11 protein-coding genes are annotated in these 18,048 nt (G+C 63.3%); 3 read left to right on the top strand and 8 right to left on the bottom strand.

Annotation, left to right across the window (positions count from 1 at the left end; genetic code table 11):
• The 7 genes from ACTJKE_RS19525 to ACTJKE_RS19495 all read right to left on the bottom strand — a co-directional run bounded on the left by ACTJKE_RS19525 (window position 1) and on the right by ACTJKE_RS19495 (window position 8,847).
• Window positions 1–1,974 carry an amidohydrolase gene (locus ACTJKE_RS19525; RefSeq protein WP_440692136.1) on the bottom strand — a complete coding sequence of 658 codons (1,974 nt, stop codon included), beginning with the start codon at window positions 1,972–1,974 and terminating at the stop codon, window positions 1–3.
• A complete protein-coding gene (locus ACTJKE_RS19520; protein ID WP_058329927.1) occupies window positions 1,974–2,267 on the bottom strand; it encodes a XapX domain-containing protein in 294 nt (97 codons plus the stop codon). The genes ACTJKE_RS19525 and ACTJKE_RS19520 overlap by 1 nt, the downstream gene beginning before the upstream one ends.
• 84 nt (window positions 2,268–2,351) lie before the next feature.
• Complete coding sequence (locus ACTJKE_RS19515; protein WP_440635971.1) at window positions 2,352–3,002, bottom strand: hydrolase; 651 nt, start codon at window positions 3,000–3,002, stop codon at window positions 2,352–2,354.
• A 174-nt stretch (window positions 3,003–3,176) separates the two neighbouring features.
• The gene (locus ACTJKE_RS19510) at window positions 3,177–4,085 is read right to left on the bottom strand and encodes a helix-turn-helix domain-containing protein (protein WP_058324415.1); all 909 of its coding nucleotides are present in this window, start codon (window positions 4,083–4,085) and stop codon (window positions 3,177–3,179) included.
• Between the two features lie 207 nt (window positions 4,086–4,292).
• Window positions 4,293–5,225, bottom strand: coding sequence for a helix-turn-helix domain-containing protein (locus tag ACTJKE_RS19505; RefSeq protein ID WP_058329929.1), 933 nt, complete (start codon window positions 5,223–5,225; stop codon window positions 4,293–4,295).
• Window positions 5,226–5,360: 135 nt separating this feature from the next.
• Window positions 5,361–6,251, bottom strand: a complete 891-nt coding sequence (locus ACTJKE_RS19500) for a helix-turn-helix domain-containing protein (protein ID WP_058329930.1) — start codon at window positions 6,249–6,251, stop codon at window positions 5,361–5,363.
• 409 nt (window positions 6,252–6,660) lie between these two features.
• Complete coding sequence (locus tag ACTJKE_RS19495; RefSeq protein ID WP_058329931.1) at window positions 6,661–8,847, bottom strand: hypothetical protein; 2,187 nt, start codon at window positions 8,845–8,847, stop codon at window positions 6,661–6,663.
• A 441-nt stretch (window positions 8,848–9,288) separates the two neighbouring features.
• Here ACTJKE_RS19495 and katG point away from each other — a divergent pair, with 441 nt between their 5' ends.
• The 3 genes from katG (at window position 9,289) to ACTJKE_RS19480 (ending at window position 16,242) form a co-directional block, all read left to right on the top strand.
• Window positions 9,289–11,496: a catalase/peroxidase HPI gene (katG, locus tag ACTJKE_RS19490; RefSeq protein ID WP_058329932.1), complete on the top strand. Its 2,208-nt coding sequence runs from the start codon at window positions 9,289–9,291 to the stop codon at window positions 11,494–11,496.
• A 420-nt stretch (window positions 11,497–11,916) separates the two neighbouring features.
• A complete protein-coding gene (locus ACTJKE_RS19485) occupies window positions 11,917–13,029 on the top strand; it encodes an efflux RND transporter periplasmic adaptor subunit (protein WP_058329933.1) in 1,113 nt (370 codons plus the stop codon).
• A 3-nt stretch (window positions 13,030–13,032) separates the two neighbouring features.
• On the top strand, window positions 13,033–16,242 hold the full coding sequence (locus ACTJKE_RS19480) for an efflux RND transporter permease subunit (protein WP_058329934.1): 3,210 nt from the start codon (window positions 13,033–13,035) through the stop codon (window positions 16,240–16,242).
• Window positions 16,243–16,394: 152 nt separating this feature from the next.
• Here the strand turns inward: ACTJKE_RS19480 and ACTJKE_RS19475 are convergent, their stop codons facing one another.
• The gene (locus ACTJKE_RS19475) at window positions 16,395–17,912 is read right to left on the bottom strand and encodes an FAD-dependent monooxygenase (protein WP_058329935.1); all 1,518 of its coding nucleotides are present in this window, start codon (window positions 17,910–17,912) and stop codon (window positions 16,395–16,397) included.
• Window positions 17,913–18,048: the final 136 nt, after the last annotated feature.

The following is an 18,048-nucleotide window of genomic DNA, read 5'->3' as shown; positions in this document are numbered from 1 at the left end:
TCACACGGCCCAGCAGGAGCAGCCGAGTGCGCCGAAGAAGCCCTTGAGATCGGCGATCGGCAGCTTTGACGTCCAGGCGCCGGCATGGTCGTGTCCATGCACGCCGCAATTGCTGGCGCAGCCGCACGCGGTGATCGCCGTGCGGCGGAGCGAGTTCTTGCCGGCACCATCGGGCTCGCCCCAGGCGGCATAGCCGCCGAAGGTGCGAACCGGCGACCAGTCGGGCATCGCCGGCGGCACCGGATTCTCGTCGTGGGAAGCGAAGTCGCCGGCCGCATAGACGACCTTGCCGCCGACCATCGTCAGCTCCGAGGTCAGGAACGAGATCTCGTCCTCGGAACAAGTGAAGTAATCCTTGTTCGGCACGATCAGGTCGGCAAACTGTCCCGTCTCGATCCGGCCCTTCTTGCCCTCCTCGTTGGAGAACCACTGCACCTTCTCGGTCCACATCCTCAGCGCCGTCTCGCGATCGAGGCAGTTGGCGCGCGGATAGAGCTGCAGGCCGCCGATGGTCTTGCCGGTCACCATCCACGACAGCGAGACCCAAGGGTTATAGGAGGCGACGCGGGTGGCATCGGTGCCGGCGGACACGTTGACGCCCTTCTCCAGCATGCGCCTGATCGGCGGCGTCGCTTCGGCCACGCCGTGGCCGTAGCGCTCGACGAAATATTCGCCCTGGTAGGCCATGCGGTGCTGGGTGGCGATGCCGCCGCCAAGCGCGGCGATCCGGTCGATCGACCGGTCGGAAATCGTCTCGGCATGGTCGAAGAACCAGTTCAGGCCGTCGAGCGGGATATCCTTGTCGACCTTCTCGAACACGTCGAGCGCGCGGCTGATGGTTTCGTCATAGGTCGCATGCAGCCGCCAGGGCCAGCGGTTCTCGGCCAGCACCCGCACGACCTCTTCGAGTTCGCCCTCCATCTCCGGCGCCATCTCCGGGCGCGGCTGGCGGAAGTCCTCGAAGTCGGCGGCCGAAAACACCAGCATCTCGCCGGCGCCATTGTGGCGGAAGTAGTCGTTGCCCTGCTTGTATTTGACCGATGAGGTCCAGTTCAGAAAGTCTTGCTTCTCTTCCTTCGGTTTCTGGGTGAAGAGATTGTAGGCCAGGCGAACGGTCAGCTGATCGTCGTCCGACAGTTTCTGGATGACGGCGTAGTCGTCCGGATAGTTCTGGAAGCCGCCGCCGGCGTCGATGACGCTGGTGACGCCGAGCCGGTTGAGCTCGCGCATGAAGTGGCGGGTGGAGTTGACCTGGTAGTCGAAGGGCAGTTTCGGTCCCTTGGCCAAGGTCGAATAGAGGATGCCGGCATTGGGCTTGGCCAACAGCAGCCCGGTCGGGTTGCCGTTGGCATCGCGGGTGATCTCGCCGCCCGGCGGGTTGGGCGTGTCCCTGCCATAGCCGACCGCCCTGAGGGCGGCGCCGTTCAAGAGCGCCCGGTCATAGAGATGCAACAGGAACACCGGCGTCTCCGGGGCGACCGCATTGATCTCGTCGATGGTCGGCAGCCGCTTTTCGATAAACTGGTGTTCGGTAAAGCCGCCGACGACGCGCACCCATTGCGGCGCCGGCGTGATCGCCACCTGGCGCTTCAGCATCGCCATCGCATCGGCGAGCGAACGCACGCCGTCCCAGCGCAGTTCCATGTTGAAGTTGAGGCCGCCGCGCACGACGTGGGTGTGGTTGTCGTTGAGGCCCGGCAGCACGCGCTTGCCCTTGAGGTCGATCACCTGTGTGCCCGGGCCGGCCAGCACCATGATCGTCCGCTCGTCGCCGACGGCCAGGAACTTTCCGTCCTTGATGGCAACGGCGCTTGCCGTCGGGTTGGCGCGGTCGAGCGTGGTGACAAGGCCGTTGTGCAGGATCAGGTCGGGCGTCATCGAGGTGTCTCCAGTCTGTTGGGCGTGTGTCGCGGTTGCCCTACCCAAGGCTAGGGCGGCGGCGGTTGCACCGAGAAACGAGCGTCGTGTCGGCATCATCCGGCCCTTTCATCGTTGATGGCCGCATCCTTCGCCTTGCCGGCGGTGGCCGGTGCGCCGCTAGGCAGGTGGCCGAACATGTGCGGCATGCACTGCAGATTGAACCAGCTGAGATTGACCGGTTCGCCCGACAGGGCGCGCTTGACCAGCGGCACCGATTGCTCGCCGATCAGGATGCCGAACAAGCCGATGAGCGCAATGACCGGCGGCGCCGGCGAGCGGACGTTCAAGAGCGAATAGATGATGCCGACAAGCAGTCCGGCTCCGAGCGAGAGAAGATACAACTTCATCGCCAACTCCTTCACGAATGACAGTGCCGCCCCTGCCACCTCAAGCACGGCCAGAGCGATAATCTAGGGCATCTCAGCCCCGTGTCAGTGACCTTCGGAGGCGCCGAACATCGACTTGGCGTAGATGATGCCGAGGCCATACGCACCGCCGAACTTCTTGGCGATGCCGGTGGTCATGTCGTAGGTTTCGGTGCGGGCCCAGTCGCGCTGAAGCTCGAGCATGTACTGCAGCGAGGTCATCGGCCGGACGCCGGCCTGCACCATGCGGTCCATCGCCCGCTCATGCGCCTCGTCGGAGACGTCGCCGCAGGCGTCGGCGATGACATAGACTTCGAAGCCCTGGTCGAGCGCCGACAGCGTCGGGCCGACGATGCAGACCGAGGTCCAGAGCCCGCACATCACCAGGCGCTTCTTGCCGAGGCGGTTGATCTCCGCGATCACGGCGGCGTCTTCCCAGGTGTTCATCGAAGTGCGGTCCAAAAGCGTCTGGCCGGGGAAGGCGTCGATGATCTCAGAGAACATCGGACCGGAGAAGGTCTTCTCGGCAACGGTGGTGAGAATGGTCGAAACGCCGAAGCCGGCGGCCGCATGGGCGACCAGTGCGGCGTTGTTGCGCAAGAGCACCGCATCGATCGACTTGGTCGCAAACGACATCTGCGACTGGAAATCGATCATGATCAGGGTGTGGTCCTTGGGCGAGACGAGGAGTTTGCCGGGGGTCGCTGCCGCGGACATGGTCGTGGCCTCTTTCTATTGAAACTGGCTCCGATTGGAGAGGCCCAACTATGCCGCCGATGGCGGTCCCGTTCTTGTCGCCAAAGGTGGATTTTTGAAAATTTCGCTCGTCATACCGGAGACTGTTAGTCTGATCCGGGCCGCTTCGCCGCACAACTATAACTGCGGTAAGCCCTACGACTGCCGGCTGCGTCGCCATTGGCGCGGCGTGGCCCCCACCGCCTGCACGAAGGCACGGGTAAAATGGCTCTGATCCGAAAAACCGCAGGCGGTGGCGATCTCGCTCAGCGATGTGGGAGAGAACTGCAGCAGGTCCTTGGCCTTTTCGATCCTTTGCTGCAGCAGCCAGCGGAAGGGCGTGCTGCCCATGGTCTCGCGGAAGGCGCGGAGAAAAGCTGCCTGCGACAGGTTGCAGGTCGAGGCCAGTTCTTCGACGGTAAGCTCGCCGTCGAGACGGGCTTGCACGAGTTCGCGAATACTTGCCTGGCAGCGCTGCGAGAGCCTGCGTCCTCCAGCCAAACTTTCGCCGCGGCCGTTGCCGTACTGTCGCACCATATGCACGCCGATTGCGACGGAAAGCTGATCGACGAACAGCGCGCTGCGATCGGTGTAACCGTCCACCGACGCAAACAAGGCACCGAGCATGCCGCCGAGAACAGGATCGGGCGAGCCGGAAATGGACCTCAGCTCGCTGACTCCCGTGGCATTTGCTGCATCCGCAATCCTCTGGAGCGCACCGTAGCCGATTTCAAGCAAAGTGAAGTCGAAGGAGCCTTCCAGATCCGCTTTGTAGTCGTCGGCGAAGTTCCTGACGTAGATGGAATTCTGGCCGAACTCCTGGATCGCGGAGTGATGCTCCCCGAAAACCCGGCGGCTATGACCGCCTGCGAGCGACAGGCCGATCAGATATCCCCGCCCATTGCCAGGGGTCGCGACCCTGCCCGGCGGACCCGCTGCCGATCGCTTGCGATAAAAGACCATATCGCGGCCTTCGATCGTCCTGTCGTCATCGAGCTGGTCCAGCGAACATCCGAGGCTGTCGCGCGGGCGCATTCCGACCGAGGCAGCGGAGGCATTCGTCATCGTCTTCGCTCCTGTTTATCGATTCCACCTGCCAAAAACTCCCGCAGCGCTAATGAAAACGAAACGCGCGGAACCAACCGACGCCCGGATTGCTGTGCGCCTGGGACGTGTGCACGCAGTTCATTCTCATCATCATCTGCAGGAGCGGCCTATGATGGCCCCGGCCGCCGCGTCATTCTTGCACGCTTTTCATGTGTTTTGAACAATCTACATGAGGGCGCGCCCTCTCTCCGCGCTATTACTGAGATCTACCGCCACCCCGACGGAGCGGTTCTTTTTCCTGAAGCGCGCCGGCGTTTCCGCCGTCTGGCTGGTGAACACCCGGGTCATGTGGCTCTGGTCGGCAAATCCGCAGTGGATCGCGATTTCGGCAAGGGGGGTGTCCTGAAGCAGACACTCTTTGACCCGCGCAATCCGGTATTCGGTCAGCCACCTGGACGGCGTGCGCCCGAAGCTCTCCTTGAAGGCTTTGTTGAAATAGCTGCGCGAGAGCTCGCACTGGGCGGCGAGATCGCCGATCGAAAACGCCTTGTTGAAGTGTGCGACCAGAAAATCCGTCGCCAGCCTCTCCTGCCATGGCGCGAGCGTACCCTTCTTGTCGACAGGGAAATGCAAACCGCCATAGGTCTGGCTGAGATGAGCCAGTGCGGCAAGGTTGATCTGTTCGACGAAAAGCAGATTGGCCCGGTTCGGCTCTTCGAGCGAGGGCAGCAGCGCCTGGGCGAGGCCGAACATCACCGGATCCACGCATCCCTGCACGGAAGACAATGACACATACTCGCCGCGTCCCGCCTTTTCGGTGAAGGCCCGCATGCAGGCGAATGGGATGTGGAAGCGGATATTGTCGAAGGGCGACAGATGGTGGCACTGCCATTGGTCCCGAAGATCGGTGATCGCGAGCGATGCCTTGGAGTGCCCTCCCTCATAGACGAGTTCGCCGCGCCGCCACAGACGATGCGCCTCGAAATCACGCATCTGGACGATGACGTTGAAGGCGTCGGCGACCGGGATCAGCGGCCCGAGGTCCAGATCGAAGCGATCCGAAAACGTTCTCGTCACGGTGATATCGCCCGCGCTGATCCTTCTGACAGTGGGGCGTGGTGTGGGCTCGCTTGCGCCCAGTCCCGCTTGTAAGGCCATCGGTCAGGGTCTCCCATTATCGAGCTCAGCCGCCTGCTTCGGCGGCGGGGCAGATGCTACAACGGTTGGCGGCCGCATTACAGAGGCAAATCTCAGGGGACATCGCAGAGCTTCACAGGTCAACGGGCGCTCCCCTCACTGCCGCCAGCGCGCGCGCCACACGGCCGGCGCCACTCCCGTCACCTCGCGAAAGGCTTCGATGAACCGCGCTTCGTCGGCATAACCGCAACTGGCGGCGGTTTTGGCCACCGACCACCCCCCCTCGATCAGATAGCGTTTGGCTCGGCCGATCCTGTACCGCATCAGCCACGCCTCCGGCGTTTGCCCGGTCACGGATGCAAAGGCCGCGGCAAAAACGCTCTCAGACAGGTTTGCGGCCGACGCGGCAGCCGCAAACGAAAAGTCCTTGGCCCAATGGTCGATCATGAAGTCCTTGGCCGCCTTCTCCTGCCACACGGACAGATCGGGGCTGGCGGATGCGTTGGCTCGATCCGGATAGGAGTGCAGGAGATGCGCGCAGATTGCGACAGCGATATGCTGCAGCACGGGACCCGGTTCCTTCTCGCTCTTGGCGAGAAGCGGCAGCAGCGCCAAGGCAAGATTGTGTATGACGTCGTCGATCTCTCCGCGGCGGCACCTGAGACCGGCGGCGGCCGGAGCGTGAGCGAACTCGGAGACTTCGCGGAACAAAGCCCGCGGCAGGTGGAAGGCGAGTGAATCGAGATCGCTGACAAGCCGGATACTGGCGCCCTGAACGAGATCGACGAGGCAGACCGACCCCTGCCGGTAGCGGCGAGTTTCACTCTCGCCTCCGCCCGGCACCACGTCGCGATGCATGACGTCCTTGAAATAGAACATCAGGAAATAGGCGTCGTCGGCGGGAAGGGACACGACGCGGCTCATTGCTCCATTCAGCCGGCATTGCAGACGCGTGACCGAAAAGCGGGCGTCGCGAACGGGCCGAACCCTGAGAAACGGCGCCTTCGGCTCGCCAAAACACGCTCCAATGCCATTCGGTTGTTTCATAGCCTGCCGTCCACCTTCGCCTCCTGGCGCTGGAGTTCATTCTTCGCGTGGAAACCTGCCTGGATGCCTGATCGATCCGATGACGAACACACACGGAATCATCTCGCTTTTGCCGTCATGTCAGGGAAAAATGCAGGATGCTGCCACCAATTTCTTGTATCCTTTGCTCACATTTAGCCGCAAACGACTCTGTTTTGACGGAAGCCCGTTGTGCGTGAGCCGATCGCGCAGTGCTCGCGGGGCTCCTGGTCGATTATCTTGTGAGGTAAAGGGCCGATACCCGAGCCCCTCTACAGTCGTGGCGGGCATGAAATCGGACAGGAGGCATTGAAGGTACTGCGGGAATTCCTTCCGGGGCCCGCAGGCAGAAATGATGCGGGCCGTGTCGGCTGACGCGGCCCGCGATCGATTACTGTGCGGCGGCTTCGAGATCGACCTTGTCGAGCAGAAGAGCTGGATTTTCGGCGGCGCCCATCAGCTCGAGTGCACCAATCCCGGCTTCTTCCTTGGCCTTGACCTTCAGGGTGAAGGCGCCGGGCTTGCTGATGAACTGGGTAAACGCACTTGCCACATCCTGCAGCTTCGGCTGTGTGGCAGCAAAATGCTGCACGCCCGCGCTCGTCATCAGAACGAGGAGACCGCGAACGCTGTCCTCGGTCATGTGGTTATCCTCGGCATAGAGCTTGATGCCCTTGGCCACGATGCCCTTGTCTTCGAGCTTGAGCGTGGCTTCCCGGGCCGTGAGGCCGAAGAGCGCCACCTGCGCAGCGGTCATGTCGCCGGAGAAGAAGTCCTTGCTCGCGCCGCCCATCAGGCCGGAGAAGGAGAAGCTGCCCATGTCCTTGCCGCTCAAGGAGATATCCTTGATGACGAGGTTCTCGTTCGGCTCATCCCAGGTCAGTTCGACGTTGGAAGAGAACACCAGCTTGTCGAAGCCCAGCTTGCGCAGCGTCGCGAAGCCTTCCTCCTGCGTGTCGGCCGGAATCGGCACGCTGAGATCGCGATAGCTGACGCGCACATCCGTCGGGATGCCGTTGTGCAGCTTGGTCAGGGCCAGCTCGTAGTTGTCGAGCGTGAAACGGACGCGCTCCGGAACGGAAGGCACGGCCGCCTGCTCGGCCGGCGCTTCGGCCATCGGATCGTCCTGGGCATCGCCGGGGACCTCTGCCTCGGATGAGGCGTCGCCATCGGTTGCCTCATCCGGCGCCTGCTCGGCGCTGACCGACGGATCGGCCTCGCTTTCGGTGGCGCTCTGGTCGTCTTCACCAGTTTCGCTGTCGGTCACGCTTGTCGGCGCGCTGCCGGGCATGTCCACGTCCAGCCCGGCGATGCGGATCGTTCCGAATTCCGGCATCAGGGTGGTGAAGGGGAAGGTTTCAAACTCTTCCTCTTTCAGGCCCGCCAGCTTCGTGAGCGCGTCCATGGTCGGAGCCCAGGAGAAGCCCTTGATGCTTGCTTCGGCGAGCTTGACGTAGTCTGCGCCTTCTCCGGCGGAAAGACCGTGCAGGGCACCGTCGAAGCTGCGGCCATTGAGCTGCATCGCCATTTTGTCGACGGCGAGCTTGATCGTCTTGCCTTCCTCTTCGCTGCTTTTGTCCGGCACTTCCATCTTGAGACCGAGCAATTCGATGTCGCCGCTGCCGATCATGTCGACAACTGAAAGGATGCGCTTGAAGAACGCCTGCCGCTCAGCCGGCGGCAACGTTTCGGGGTCCGTCACCCCTTGCAACTTCTTCAAGGTCTCCAGCAGCGGCTCGGCCGGCATGCGCGCGCTGAAGCCCTTGCTGCGCACTTCGTCATAACCGAACTGCGCCTCGCCGTCGGAGAAGGAAAGGTTCTTTGCCGACATCGGACCGTAAAGCGGCTTCGGCTCCTTGTCGTCCGGGCCGGCCTTTTCCGTGTAGATCCGCACCATATAGGCCGCGTCGAAGTTCTCGCCTGCGACAGCCCCGATCGAGCCGTTCATCTGCTCGCGCTTCGTTGCGCCTTCTCCGTCTGGAACATCCATGGCGAAGGCGAAGCTTGCACCGCTCGCCGAATAACGAGCAACGCGGCCGCCGGCGATGTCTTCGAGCGCGAGGTCCTTGTAGACCGTCTTCTGCTCGGTGCCGGCCACATCCTGGCTGATCGTCGCCTCCGGCGCCGAGATCCGTTTTGCGGCAAAGCGCTCGATGCGTTTCAGCGTCGTCAGCTCACCCTGATCGCCTGCCTTGGAAAGCGCGCCAGCGAAGAAGTCCGGTTCTTCGAGGATCGCATGCGGCACGGAGAACTTGCCTGCGGCGATATCGAGCTCGAGACCCTTCACATCAAGCCTGCCGCTCAGGAAGAAGATCTTTGGCCGGCCATCGATCGCGGCGACCTGCACACGGGCACCATTGGCGAAGGGCAGCGTCACGTCACGCAGATGAATGCGCCCGAGGAAATCCGCCTCGACGGAGCCCGCCTTGCCGCCACGCTCGGCGATGAACTTGTCGACTGTCCTTTCGAGCATGAACTTGCCGCCGACCACGCCGGCGGCTGCGATCGCGACCACCGCGACGGCCGCCCAAAGTGCTTTGCGACGGTCCTTGCCGGCCCCAGTTTCTGTCTCAGCCACGATGTCTGTCCTTTCACCACGCGAAAAATGGAGAAGCTCTTTGAGTCTTTGCGGATGTGACTAACCATTGGCGCTTTCTTACGCAAGTTTGGCGGGAGTACAGTGCACCAATATTCTTGTGTGGGCTGCAATCGGCAAAGCGTTCGCGCGTCATCAAAGATGCATACAGGGCTGCAAGCATGCGCTTGTTGCCCTGCCGTCCATTAGCCATAGGATCGTCTTATCGTCACCATCAGGAAATCCAACTTAAATTAATGGAACCACTTTGATAGAGTCGCCGGTGCAATGAGGGAGACGCAGCCAGTGGCGAGACCGCTTCGCGGAACGACAACCACCGACGGCACAAAGAATGCCGCGAGCCGGGCCCGGCGCATCGCTGGCCCGCACAGCCTGCCTTTCCTCTGATCCGCACAATTCACGTTATCGCAAAGGGAGATAGAAATGGACGCGAAAGCCGACAAAACGGGCAAATGTCCCGTCATGCACGGAGCTCAGACGAGCGCTCAATCCGCCGGCACCTCGAACCGTGACTGGTGGCCAAACCAGCTCAACCTGAAGATCTTGCACCAGAATTCCTCCCTTTCCGACCCAATGGGCGAAGCCTTCAACTATGCCGAGGAATTCAAAAAGCTTGATCTGCCAGCGGTGAAGAATGACCTCTTCGCGCTGATGACCGATTCGCAGGATTGGTGGCCGGCCGACTTCGGTCACTACGGCCCGCTCTTCATCCGCATGGCCTGGCACAGCGCCGGCACCTACCGCACCGGCGACGGCCGCGGGGGCGCAGGCGCCGGGCAGCAGCGCTTTGCGCCGCTCAACAGCTGGCCGGACAACGCCAACCTCGACAAGGCGCGCCGCCTCCTCTGGCCCATCAAGCAGAAGTACGGCAACAGCATCTCCTGGGCCGACCTGATGATCCTCGCGGGCAACTGTGCGCTCGAGTCGATGGGCTTCAAGACCTTCGGCTTCGCCGGCGGCCGTCCGGACGTGTGGGAACCGGAAGAGGACATCTACTGGGGTACGGAAAAGACCTGGCTTGACGACAAGCGCTATTCCGGCGACCGCGACCTCGAAAATCCGCTCGCAGCGGTGCAGATGGGCCTGATCTACGTCAATCCGGAAGGCCCGAACGGCAACCCGGACCCGGTCGCTGCGGCCCGTGACATCCGCGAGACCTTCGCGCGCATGGCCATGAACGACGAGGAAACCGTCGCGCTGATCGCCGGCGGCCACACCTTCGGCAAGACCCATGGCGCCGGTGATGCCGCCAATGTCGGCCGCGAGCCGGAAGGCGCCGGCATCGAAGAACAGGGCCTCGGCTGGGCAAGCACCTACGGCAGCGGCCGTGGTGGCGACGCCATCACCAGCGGTCTCGAAGTCACCTGGACGACGACGCCGACCAAGTGGAGCAACAACTTCTTCTGGAACCTCTTCGGCTACGAATGGGAACTGACGAAGAGCCCGGCCGGTGCGCACCAGTGGACGCCGAAGCATGGCATGGGCGCCGGCACCGTCCCGGATGCGCATGACAAGTCCAAGCGTCACGCCCCGTCGATGCTGACGACCGACCTCGCGCTGCGCGTCGACCCCGCCTATGAAAAGGTCGCACGGCACTTCTACGAGAACCCGGACGCCTTCGCAGACGCCTTCGCTCGCGCCTGGTACAAGCTGACGCACCGCGACATGGGCCCACGCGCCCGCTATCTCGGCCCGGAAGTGCCGACCGAAGACCTGATCTGGCAGGATCCGATCCCCGCCGTCGATCATCCGCTCGTCGACGCAAAGGATATCGCCGACCTCAAGGCCAAGATCCTCGCTTCGGGCCTTTCGGTCTCCGAACTGGTCTCGACCGCCTGGGCGTCCGCCTCGACCTTCCGCGGTTCGGACAAGCGCGGCGGTGCCAACGGTGCCCGCATCCGCCTTGCTCCGCAGAAGGACTGGCAGGTCAACCAGCCGGCACAGCTGGCCAAGGTGCTCGAAACCCTCGAAGGCATCCAGCGCGCCTTCAACGACGCGCAGTCCGGCGGCAAGAAGGTGTCGCTCGCCGACTTGATCGTGCTTGGCGGTGCGGCCGCAATCGAGAAGGCAGCGAAAGCGGCGGGTCACGACGTTGAGGTTGCCTTCGCACCAGGTCGCGCAGATGCCAGCCAGGAGCAGACCGATGTCGAATCCTTCGAGGTGCTCGAACCAATCGCCGATGGTTTCCGCAACTACCAGCGGACCCAATATGCGGTTTCGCCGGAAGAGCTGCTGATCGACAGGGCACAGTTGCTGACGCTAACCGCGCCGGAAATGACCGTTCTCGTCGGCGGCCTTCGTGTCCTCGGCGCGAACCACGATGCGACGAAGCACGGCGTCTTCACCGATCGCCCGGAAACGCTCAGCAACGACTTCTTCGTCAACCTGCTCGATATGGCCACCGCGTGGACGGCGACGTCGGATGCCAAGGACGTCTTCGAAGGTCGTGACCGCAAGACCGGCGACGTCAAGTGGACGGCGACCCGCGTCGATCTCGTCTTCGGCTCGAACTCGCAGCTTCGGGCCGTCGCGGAAGTCTATGGACAGGCCGATGCCAAGAAGAAGTTCGTGCGCGACTTCGTGGCCGCCTGGAACAAGGTGATGGACGCCGATCGCTTCGATCTCACCTGACGTTCCGGCCTGACGCCACCATCGACCGCAGGTCCCGGCATAAAGCCGGGACCTGTTTTTAGAGCATCCGCGCGAAATGCGTCACCTAAGGTTGCAAGGCCGGCCCTGCGGCCGCCACGGCGCAACACACGTTAAACGGTCGCCCTCGGGTGACGGGTTCAACCGAACCATCCTGAACCTCGCGCCAGCAAGCACTTCCGCCTCGGACGGGACAAGGGGTGCAAGCCATTGCTTTTGTGACAAGTTCTCCTTCGTACCGTCCAGCTCCGGCAAACCCATCCCATTTATGTGGTCGACGTCTTATCAACCATTAGTTGCGTGACTTGAGGCAGAGAACGTGTTCTGCTTTCAACGCAACGAGGGCGCCTGCCCAGGCGCGCTGAAGTCATCTCAAGCTGTTTCGTTCAGGGGGAACGTTGCATGCGTCATACGAGAATCCGTGCAGCTTCAATCACATCAACGCTTCTGGTCGCAATTGGTCTGACGGCGCAGACGGCTCTTGCCCAGCAGGCTCCGGCCGTTGTCGTGGCGCCGGCAGCAATCATGGACCTGCGCGAAAGCGTCGACCTGACCGGCAAGGTCACCGCCATCCAGAAGGTCGATATTCGCGCCCGCGTGCCGGGCTTCCTCGAAGCCGTCAACTTCATCGAGGGACAGAAGGTCACCGCTGGCACGGTGCTCTACCAGGTCGAAGACGGCGCCTATCGCGCCGCCGTCCAGGAAATCCAGGGACAGATCGAAGCGGCCGAAGCCTCCAAGGATCTCGCTGTCCTTGAGCGCGATCGCGCCGACCAGCTCCTCACCACCAAGACCGTCTCCCAGGCCAAGGTGGACGAGGCTAATGCCGCGGTCCGCAAGGCAGACGGCGATCTCGTGCGGCTCAAGGGCAGCAAGGACAATGCCGACCTCAACCTTTCCTACACGAAGATCGTGGCCCCCTTCGACGGCATCGTCGGCCTGACCGCCGCGGATGTCGGCGCGCTCGTCGGCCCGGACAGCGGGTCGCTGGTCACGCTGACCCGGCTTGATCCCATCTATGTTCAGTTTCCGGTAGCGACCGCGCTCTACCTCACCTATCGCGAGCGCGTGCTGAAGGGCGAGATCAGCGGCGGCGCCAATGTCGGGCTTGGGCTTCCGAACGGTACGGAATACAAGCAGAAGGGCACGATCAACTTCATCGCCAGCAACGTCTCGCAAGGCACCGACACGGTGACCGTGCGCGCCGAATTCCCCAATCCGGACAGCATACTGCTCGACGGCGCCCTGGTGCGCGTCGTGCTCGAGCAGTCGGACAAACAGGATGTGCTGGCGGTGCCGCAGCAGGCGATCCAGCGCGATCAGCAGGGGGCCTTCGTGCTGGTGGTCGACGCCAGCTCCAAGGTGGAGCTCCGCCGCGTCGATGTGGCACGCAACACCCGCGGCCAAGCGGTGATCAGCAAGGGCCTGAAAGAAGGCGAGAACGTCATCACCGAGGGGGCGGGCAAGGTCCGGCCGGGCATCACCGTCGATGCCGCCACGGCAGCAGGTGGCTAAGCGATGATTTCAGAGATCTTCATCGATCGCCCGCGCTTCGCCACGGTCATTTCCATCGTGCTGACGCTGGCGGGCCTGCTGGCGCTCACCCGTCTGCCGATCGCGCAGTTCCCCGACATCGTGCCGCCGCAGGTCAGCGTCACGGCAAGCTATCCAGGCGCCGGCGCCGACGTGGTGGAAACCACCGTTGCCCAGCCGATCGAGAGCAAGGTCGTCGGCGTCGACGACATGCTCTACATGAAATCGACGAGCGGCGCCGACGGCTCCTATACATTGACCGTCACCTTCGCCGTCGGGACCGACCCTGACATCGCCACCGTCAACGTGCAGAACCGCGTGTCGCTGGCCGAAGCGGGTCTACCGTCCGAGGTCAAGCAGAGCGGCGTCAGCGTGCGCAAGAAGTCGTCCGCGCTGATGCAGGTGATCACCATCTTTGCTGCGGACGAGAAGCAGAACTTCGATTCCCTGTTCCTGTCCAACTACGCCACGATCAACGTGCTCGACACGGTCAAGCGCGTGCCCGGCGTCGGCGATGCTCAGCTCTTCGGCGCTCAGGACTACTCCATGCGCGTCGTCCTCGACATCGACCGCATGACGAGCCTGGACCTGACGCCGACCGACGTGATCAATGCGTTGAAGGCGCAGAACGTTCAGGCCGCGATCGGTCGCATCGGCGCCCAGCCGATGACCGACGATCCGCTGTTCCAGCTGAATCTCCAGACCCAAGGCCGTCTGACCGATCCCAAGCAGTTTGAGGATGTGGTGTTGCGCGCGCGGCCCGATGGTTCCTATGTGCGCATCCGCGACGTTGCTCGTGTCGAGCTCGGGGCGGCCAGTTCGGACTCCAACGCCCGGATCAATGGCAAGCCTGTTGCCATGATCGGCACCTATCAGGCGCCGGGCGCCAACGCGCTTGCCGCCGCCAAGGGCGTGCAGGAGGCGATGGAACGCTTGTCGAAATCGTTCCCGCCGGGCCTCACCTATTCGGTGTCCTATGACACGGCGCAGTTCGTCGAAGCCAGCGTCGACAATGTCGAGGAAACGTTGTTCGAGGCCTTCGTCCTCGTCATTATCATCGTCTTCCTGTTCCTCGGGAACTGGCGGGCAACGCTGATCCCGCTCGTCGCCGTTCCGGTCGCCCTGATCGGCACTTTCGCGGTGCTGCTCGCCATGGGCTTTTCGCTCAACACCGTGTCGTTGCTGGCATTGGTTCTGGCGATCGGTATCGTCGTCGACGACGCCATCGTGGTCGTCGAAAACGTCGAGCGGGTGATGGAGGAAAATCCCGGCCTCTCAGCAGCGGAAGCCGCGCGTCGTGCGATGGGTGAAATCACCGGCGCCATCGTCGCGATCACGCTCGTGCTGCTGTCGGTCTTCGTCCCCGTCGCCTTCATCCCGGGCTTGAGCGGCCAGCTGTTCCAGCAGTTCGCCGTCGCGGTCTCGGTGTCGATGGTGATCTCGGCGATCAACGCGCTGACGCTCAGCCCGGCGCTCTGCGCCGTGCTTCTGAAGCCGCATCATGGGCCGAAGCGCGGCATTCTCGGCTACATTTCGCGCACCATCGACAAGGGGCGCGACGGTTATGCCTTTGTCGCCGGCCACATCGCCCGCCGCGCGATCATCGGGCTTGCGTTGCTGGCCGTCGCCTTCGTCGCCACCGGCGTCCTCTTCCGTGTCGTGCCGACCGGCTTCCTGCCGGCGGAAGACCAGGGCGCCTTCTTTACCGAAATCCGCCTGCCGGAAGGCGCCTCGTACAACCGTACCGACGCGGTGGTGAAACAGGTGGAGACGATGCTTGGCGACATCGAGGGGGTCGCCAATGTGATCACCGTCACCGGCTACTCCTTCCTCGATGGCCTGTCGAAGTCCAACTCGGCTTTCGCGATCGTCACCATGAAGCCCTTCGCAGAGCGCCTAAGTGATGCGGCCGGCGTCGAAGCGGCGATCCGCACGACCATGGCCAAGGGTCAGGCGATCCGCGGCGCACAGATCTTCGCCTTCAACCTGCCGCCGATCATGGGCCTCGGCACCGGATCGGGCTTCGAATATCAGCTGCTCGATCTGCAGGGTCGTTCGGTCGCCGATCTTTCGGCAACGGCGGGCGGCCTGATCATCGCCGCCAACCAGAACCCGGCGCTTGGCCCCACCTTTACAACCTATTCGGCGAGCTCGCCGCAGCTCTATCTCGATATCGACCGCGACCGGCTACAATCGCTCGGCGTCTCGGTGAGCGATCTCTTCACCACGCTGCAGGGCACGCTCGGCAGCTACTATGTCAACGACTTCAACCTCTTCGGCCGCACCTGGAAGGTGACGATGCAGGCTTCTCAGGCGGACCGAAACGCCGTCGACGACATTCAGCGTCTGCACGTGCGCAACGCAAACGGCGACATGGTGCCGGTCGCTTCGGTCGCCAAGGTCGACTATATCGTCGGCCCGCAATCGATCGTGCGCTACAACAACTATCGCTCGATCACGCTGAACGGCCAGCCGTCCGCGGGACATTCGTCCGGTGAGGCGCTTGCCGCGATGGAGGCGCTCTCCGCTTCGACATTGCCGCCCGGATACAGCTACGAATGGACCGGAACGGCGCTGCAGGAACTGGAAGCGGCCGGCAAGACCACCGCCATCCTGGCGATGGCCGTGCTCTTCGCCTACCTCTTCCTCGTGGCGCTTTATGAAAGCTGGACGATCCCGGTACCGGTGCTGCTGTCGGTCGCCTTCGGCGTATCAGGTGCGCTGCTGTCGGTGCTCGTCGCCGGGCTTTCCTTCGACATCTATGCCCAGATCGGCCTCGTCGTTTTGATCGCGCTCGCATCGAAGAACGCGATCCTGATCGTCGAGTTCGCCAAGGCGCACCGCGAAGCCGGCGCTTCGATCGTCGATGCGGCGATCGAAGGGGCGCGCGCCCGCTTCCGCGCCGTGATGATGACGAGCTTCGCCTTCATCGTCGGCCTGGTGCCGCTGGTGGTCGCCAAGGGCGCCGGCGAACTTAGCCGTCGCGCGGTCGGCACCGGCGTTGCCGGCGGCATGCTTGCCGCAGCACTCGTCGGCATCTTCGTCATCCCGGCGCTCTACGTCGCCTTCCAGTGGCTGCGCGAGCGCGGCCACAAACTCGCCGGCATTTCCATGCACCCGGTCGGAGCGCACGGCGCGTCGGCAGAAAGCGACGCGGCGGAGAGCGGCGCCCAGACACCAACCAGCCATGGATAGGCTTGACGACCCGACGGCAACATCGACAACGGGGCCGGTCCGGCCCCTTTTCCATTCGACCCTTTCCGCCAATCGGCGTTGGATCCGCCTGCCCCGCAATCCCAACAGGAACTGCCTTCGGGGTTGCCAGGCCCCTGTTGCGACGGCGCGCGTCAGCAGAGGGTGATCTCCACGTCCGCCAGATAGGCGTCGAACACATCGGGCGCCTGCTCCAAAGCGGCAACCGCCACGTAGGTATCGGGGCGCAAGAGATAGGCGGCATCGATGGCCAGCCCTGCCGCCGTGTGTTCCTCCGTCCAGGGAAATACATGGAGCGGCACATGGCGCGTCGCGCACCATTGTTTCAATTCCCCGGACGCCGCTCCATAGACATGAACTTGCCAGGTGATGGCGGCAAGGGGCGGGTAGTTGTCGAGACCATTGACCAAGACCCAGGGAAGCCGATCTCCGCCGTCCACCCTGCCGGCCTTGCCGCGGCTTAAAGGTCCGCCACGATAGTTCAGCTGGGTTTGCGAGAGGATCCGGAACAGAAATGCCCTGATGCCGCCGATGCGGTAGGCGACACCTGCCAGAACCGGCGCGATCTCGACCCGCAAAAAGTCCGCGAAGCGGCCCTCTGCCGTCACGAAGGTGAACAGGCGATCGGTGGTCTCCACGAGCTGGTGCGCGAAGCCGGCGCGTTCGCGCTCATAGCTGTCGAGAAGACCATCGGGCGCTCGTCCCCTCAGCACCGCCGCGAGCTTCCACGCAAGATTGATCGCGTCGCCGATCCCGGTGTTCATGCCCTGGCCGCCGACTGGGCTGTGCACATGCGCCGCGTCCCCCAGCAGGAAGGCACGCCCCTCCCGAAAGCGGTCAGCCACACGATGATGGACGCGATAGGTCGAGAACCAGTTGACCTTGTCGATGGTGAGCTGCAGCCCCTCGATGGCGCGGTGCCCGACGTCCTTGAAGGTGAGCTTGCTCACGTCTTCGCGCTCGTCACGGACCAGGCCAATTAGGCGTCCCCGCCCCTCGGCATAGGCGAGGAGTGCTACGAAGTCGCTGCTTTCGAGCGAAATATGCGCCTCACCATTGGCCGTCGGGCCGCTCACCTCGACGTCGGCGACGTAGAAAGTCTGATGATAGGTGCCGCCCTCGAACCCGACCGCGAGCTTGTGCCGCACCGCTGAACGGGCTCCGTCGCAGCCGGCGAGGTATCGCGCGGCACAGACCTCCTCGCTGCCGTCAGGCAGCCGAAGGCACGCGCGGACCGCGCCGCCCGCGTCTTCGAAGTCGACCAGCTCGGTCTGCCGCTCGACGGTGACGCCCATGGTTTCCAATCGCTCGGTCAGCAAGCGCTCATGATGATCCTGCGGATAGACCAGGACAAAGGGGTAGGGCGTCAGCTCCGCACCGGTGGGGCCAAACGGGATATGCGCCCTGATCCTGCCTTTCGCCCAAAGGTTGACGGACGGGTTGCGGTGTCCGGCCGCGATCACCGCTGTCGCGAGATCGAGCTGGCGATAGAGTTCAAGCGTGCGCGCATGCACCACCATCGCCCGCGACGTCGGGCCAGGACCGGTATTCTTGTCGACGATGCGCACCTTCACCCCCTGGGCGGTCAGCCAGAGAGCAAGCACCAGCCCCGTCGGTCCCGCACCGACGATCAGAACGTCCTGTTCCGTCACCCTGCTCTCCGCTCGCCTTCGCCGGCGGCAAAAGTTGCGCCGGCATCTTCGCCGACCCTACGCCCACGCGACGGACAAAGCCAAGCTGCGCAGAAAATGCTTTGTGACAACTCGTCTGCGGAGCGTCCGGCGCTCA

The sequence above is a fragment of the Ensifer sp. 22521 genome (assembly GCF_052044795.1).
In the GTDB taxonomy this organism is placed as follows: Bacteria; Pseudomonadota; Alphaproteobacteria; order Rhizobiales; family Rhizobiaceae; genus Ensifer.
The sequence above is the reverse complement of the archived record's forward strand: the minus strand, read 5'-3'. Positions and strand labels throughout refer to the sequence as shown.

Coding starts and splice junctions, on each gene's coding strand:
- ACTJKE_RS19485 (WP_058329933.1), top strand. CDS start 11,917: ATGCGTCATACGAGAATCCGTGCAGCTTCAATCACATCAACGCTTCTG.
- ACTJKE_RS19500 (WP_058329930.1), bottom strand. CDS start 6,251: ATGAAACAACCGAATGGCATTGGAGCGTGTTTTGGCGAGCCGAAGGCG.
- ACTJKE_RS19480 (WP_058329934.1), top strand. CDS start 13,033: ATGATTTCAGAGATCTTCATCGATCGCCCGCGCTTCGCCACGGTCATT.
- katG (WP_058329932.1), top strand. CDS start 9,289: ATGGACGCGAAAGCCGACAAAACGGGCAAATGTCCCGTCATGCACGGA.
- ACTJKE_RS19510 (WP_058324415.1), bottom strand. CDS start 4,085: ATGACGAATGCCTCCGCTGCCTCGGTCGGAATGCGCCCGCGCGACAGC.
- ACTJKE_RS19515 (WP_440635971.1), bottom strand. CDS start 3,002: ATGTCCGCGGCAGCGACCCCCGGCAAACTCCTCGTCTCGCCCAAGGAC.
- ACTJKE_RS19505 (WP_058329929.1), bottom strand. CDS start 5,225: ATGGCCTTACAAGCGGGACTGGGCGCAAGCGAGCCCACACCACGCCCC.
- ACTJKE_RS19520 (WP_058329927.1), bottom strand. CDS start 2,267: ATGAAGTTGTATCTTCTCTCGCTCGGAGCCGGACTGCTTGTCGGCATC.
- ACTJKE_RS19525 (WP_440692136.1), bottom strand. CDS start 1,974: ATGCCGACACGACGCTCGTTTCTCGGTGCAACCGCCGCCGCCCTAGCC.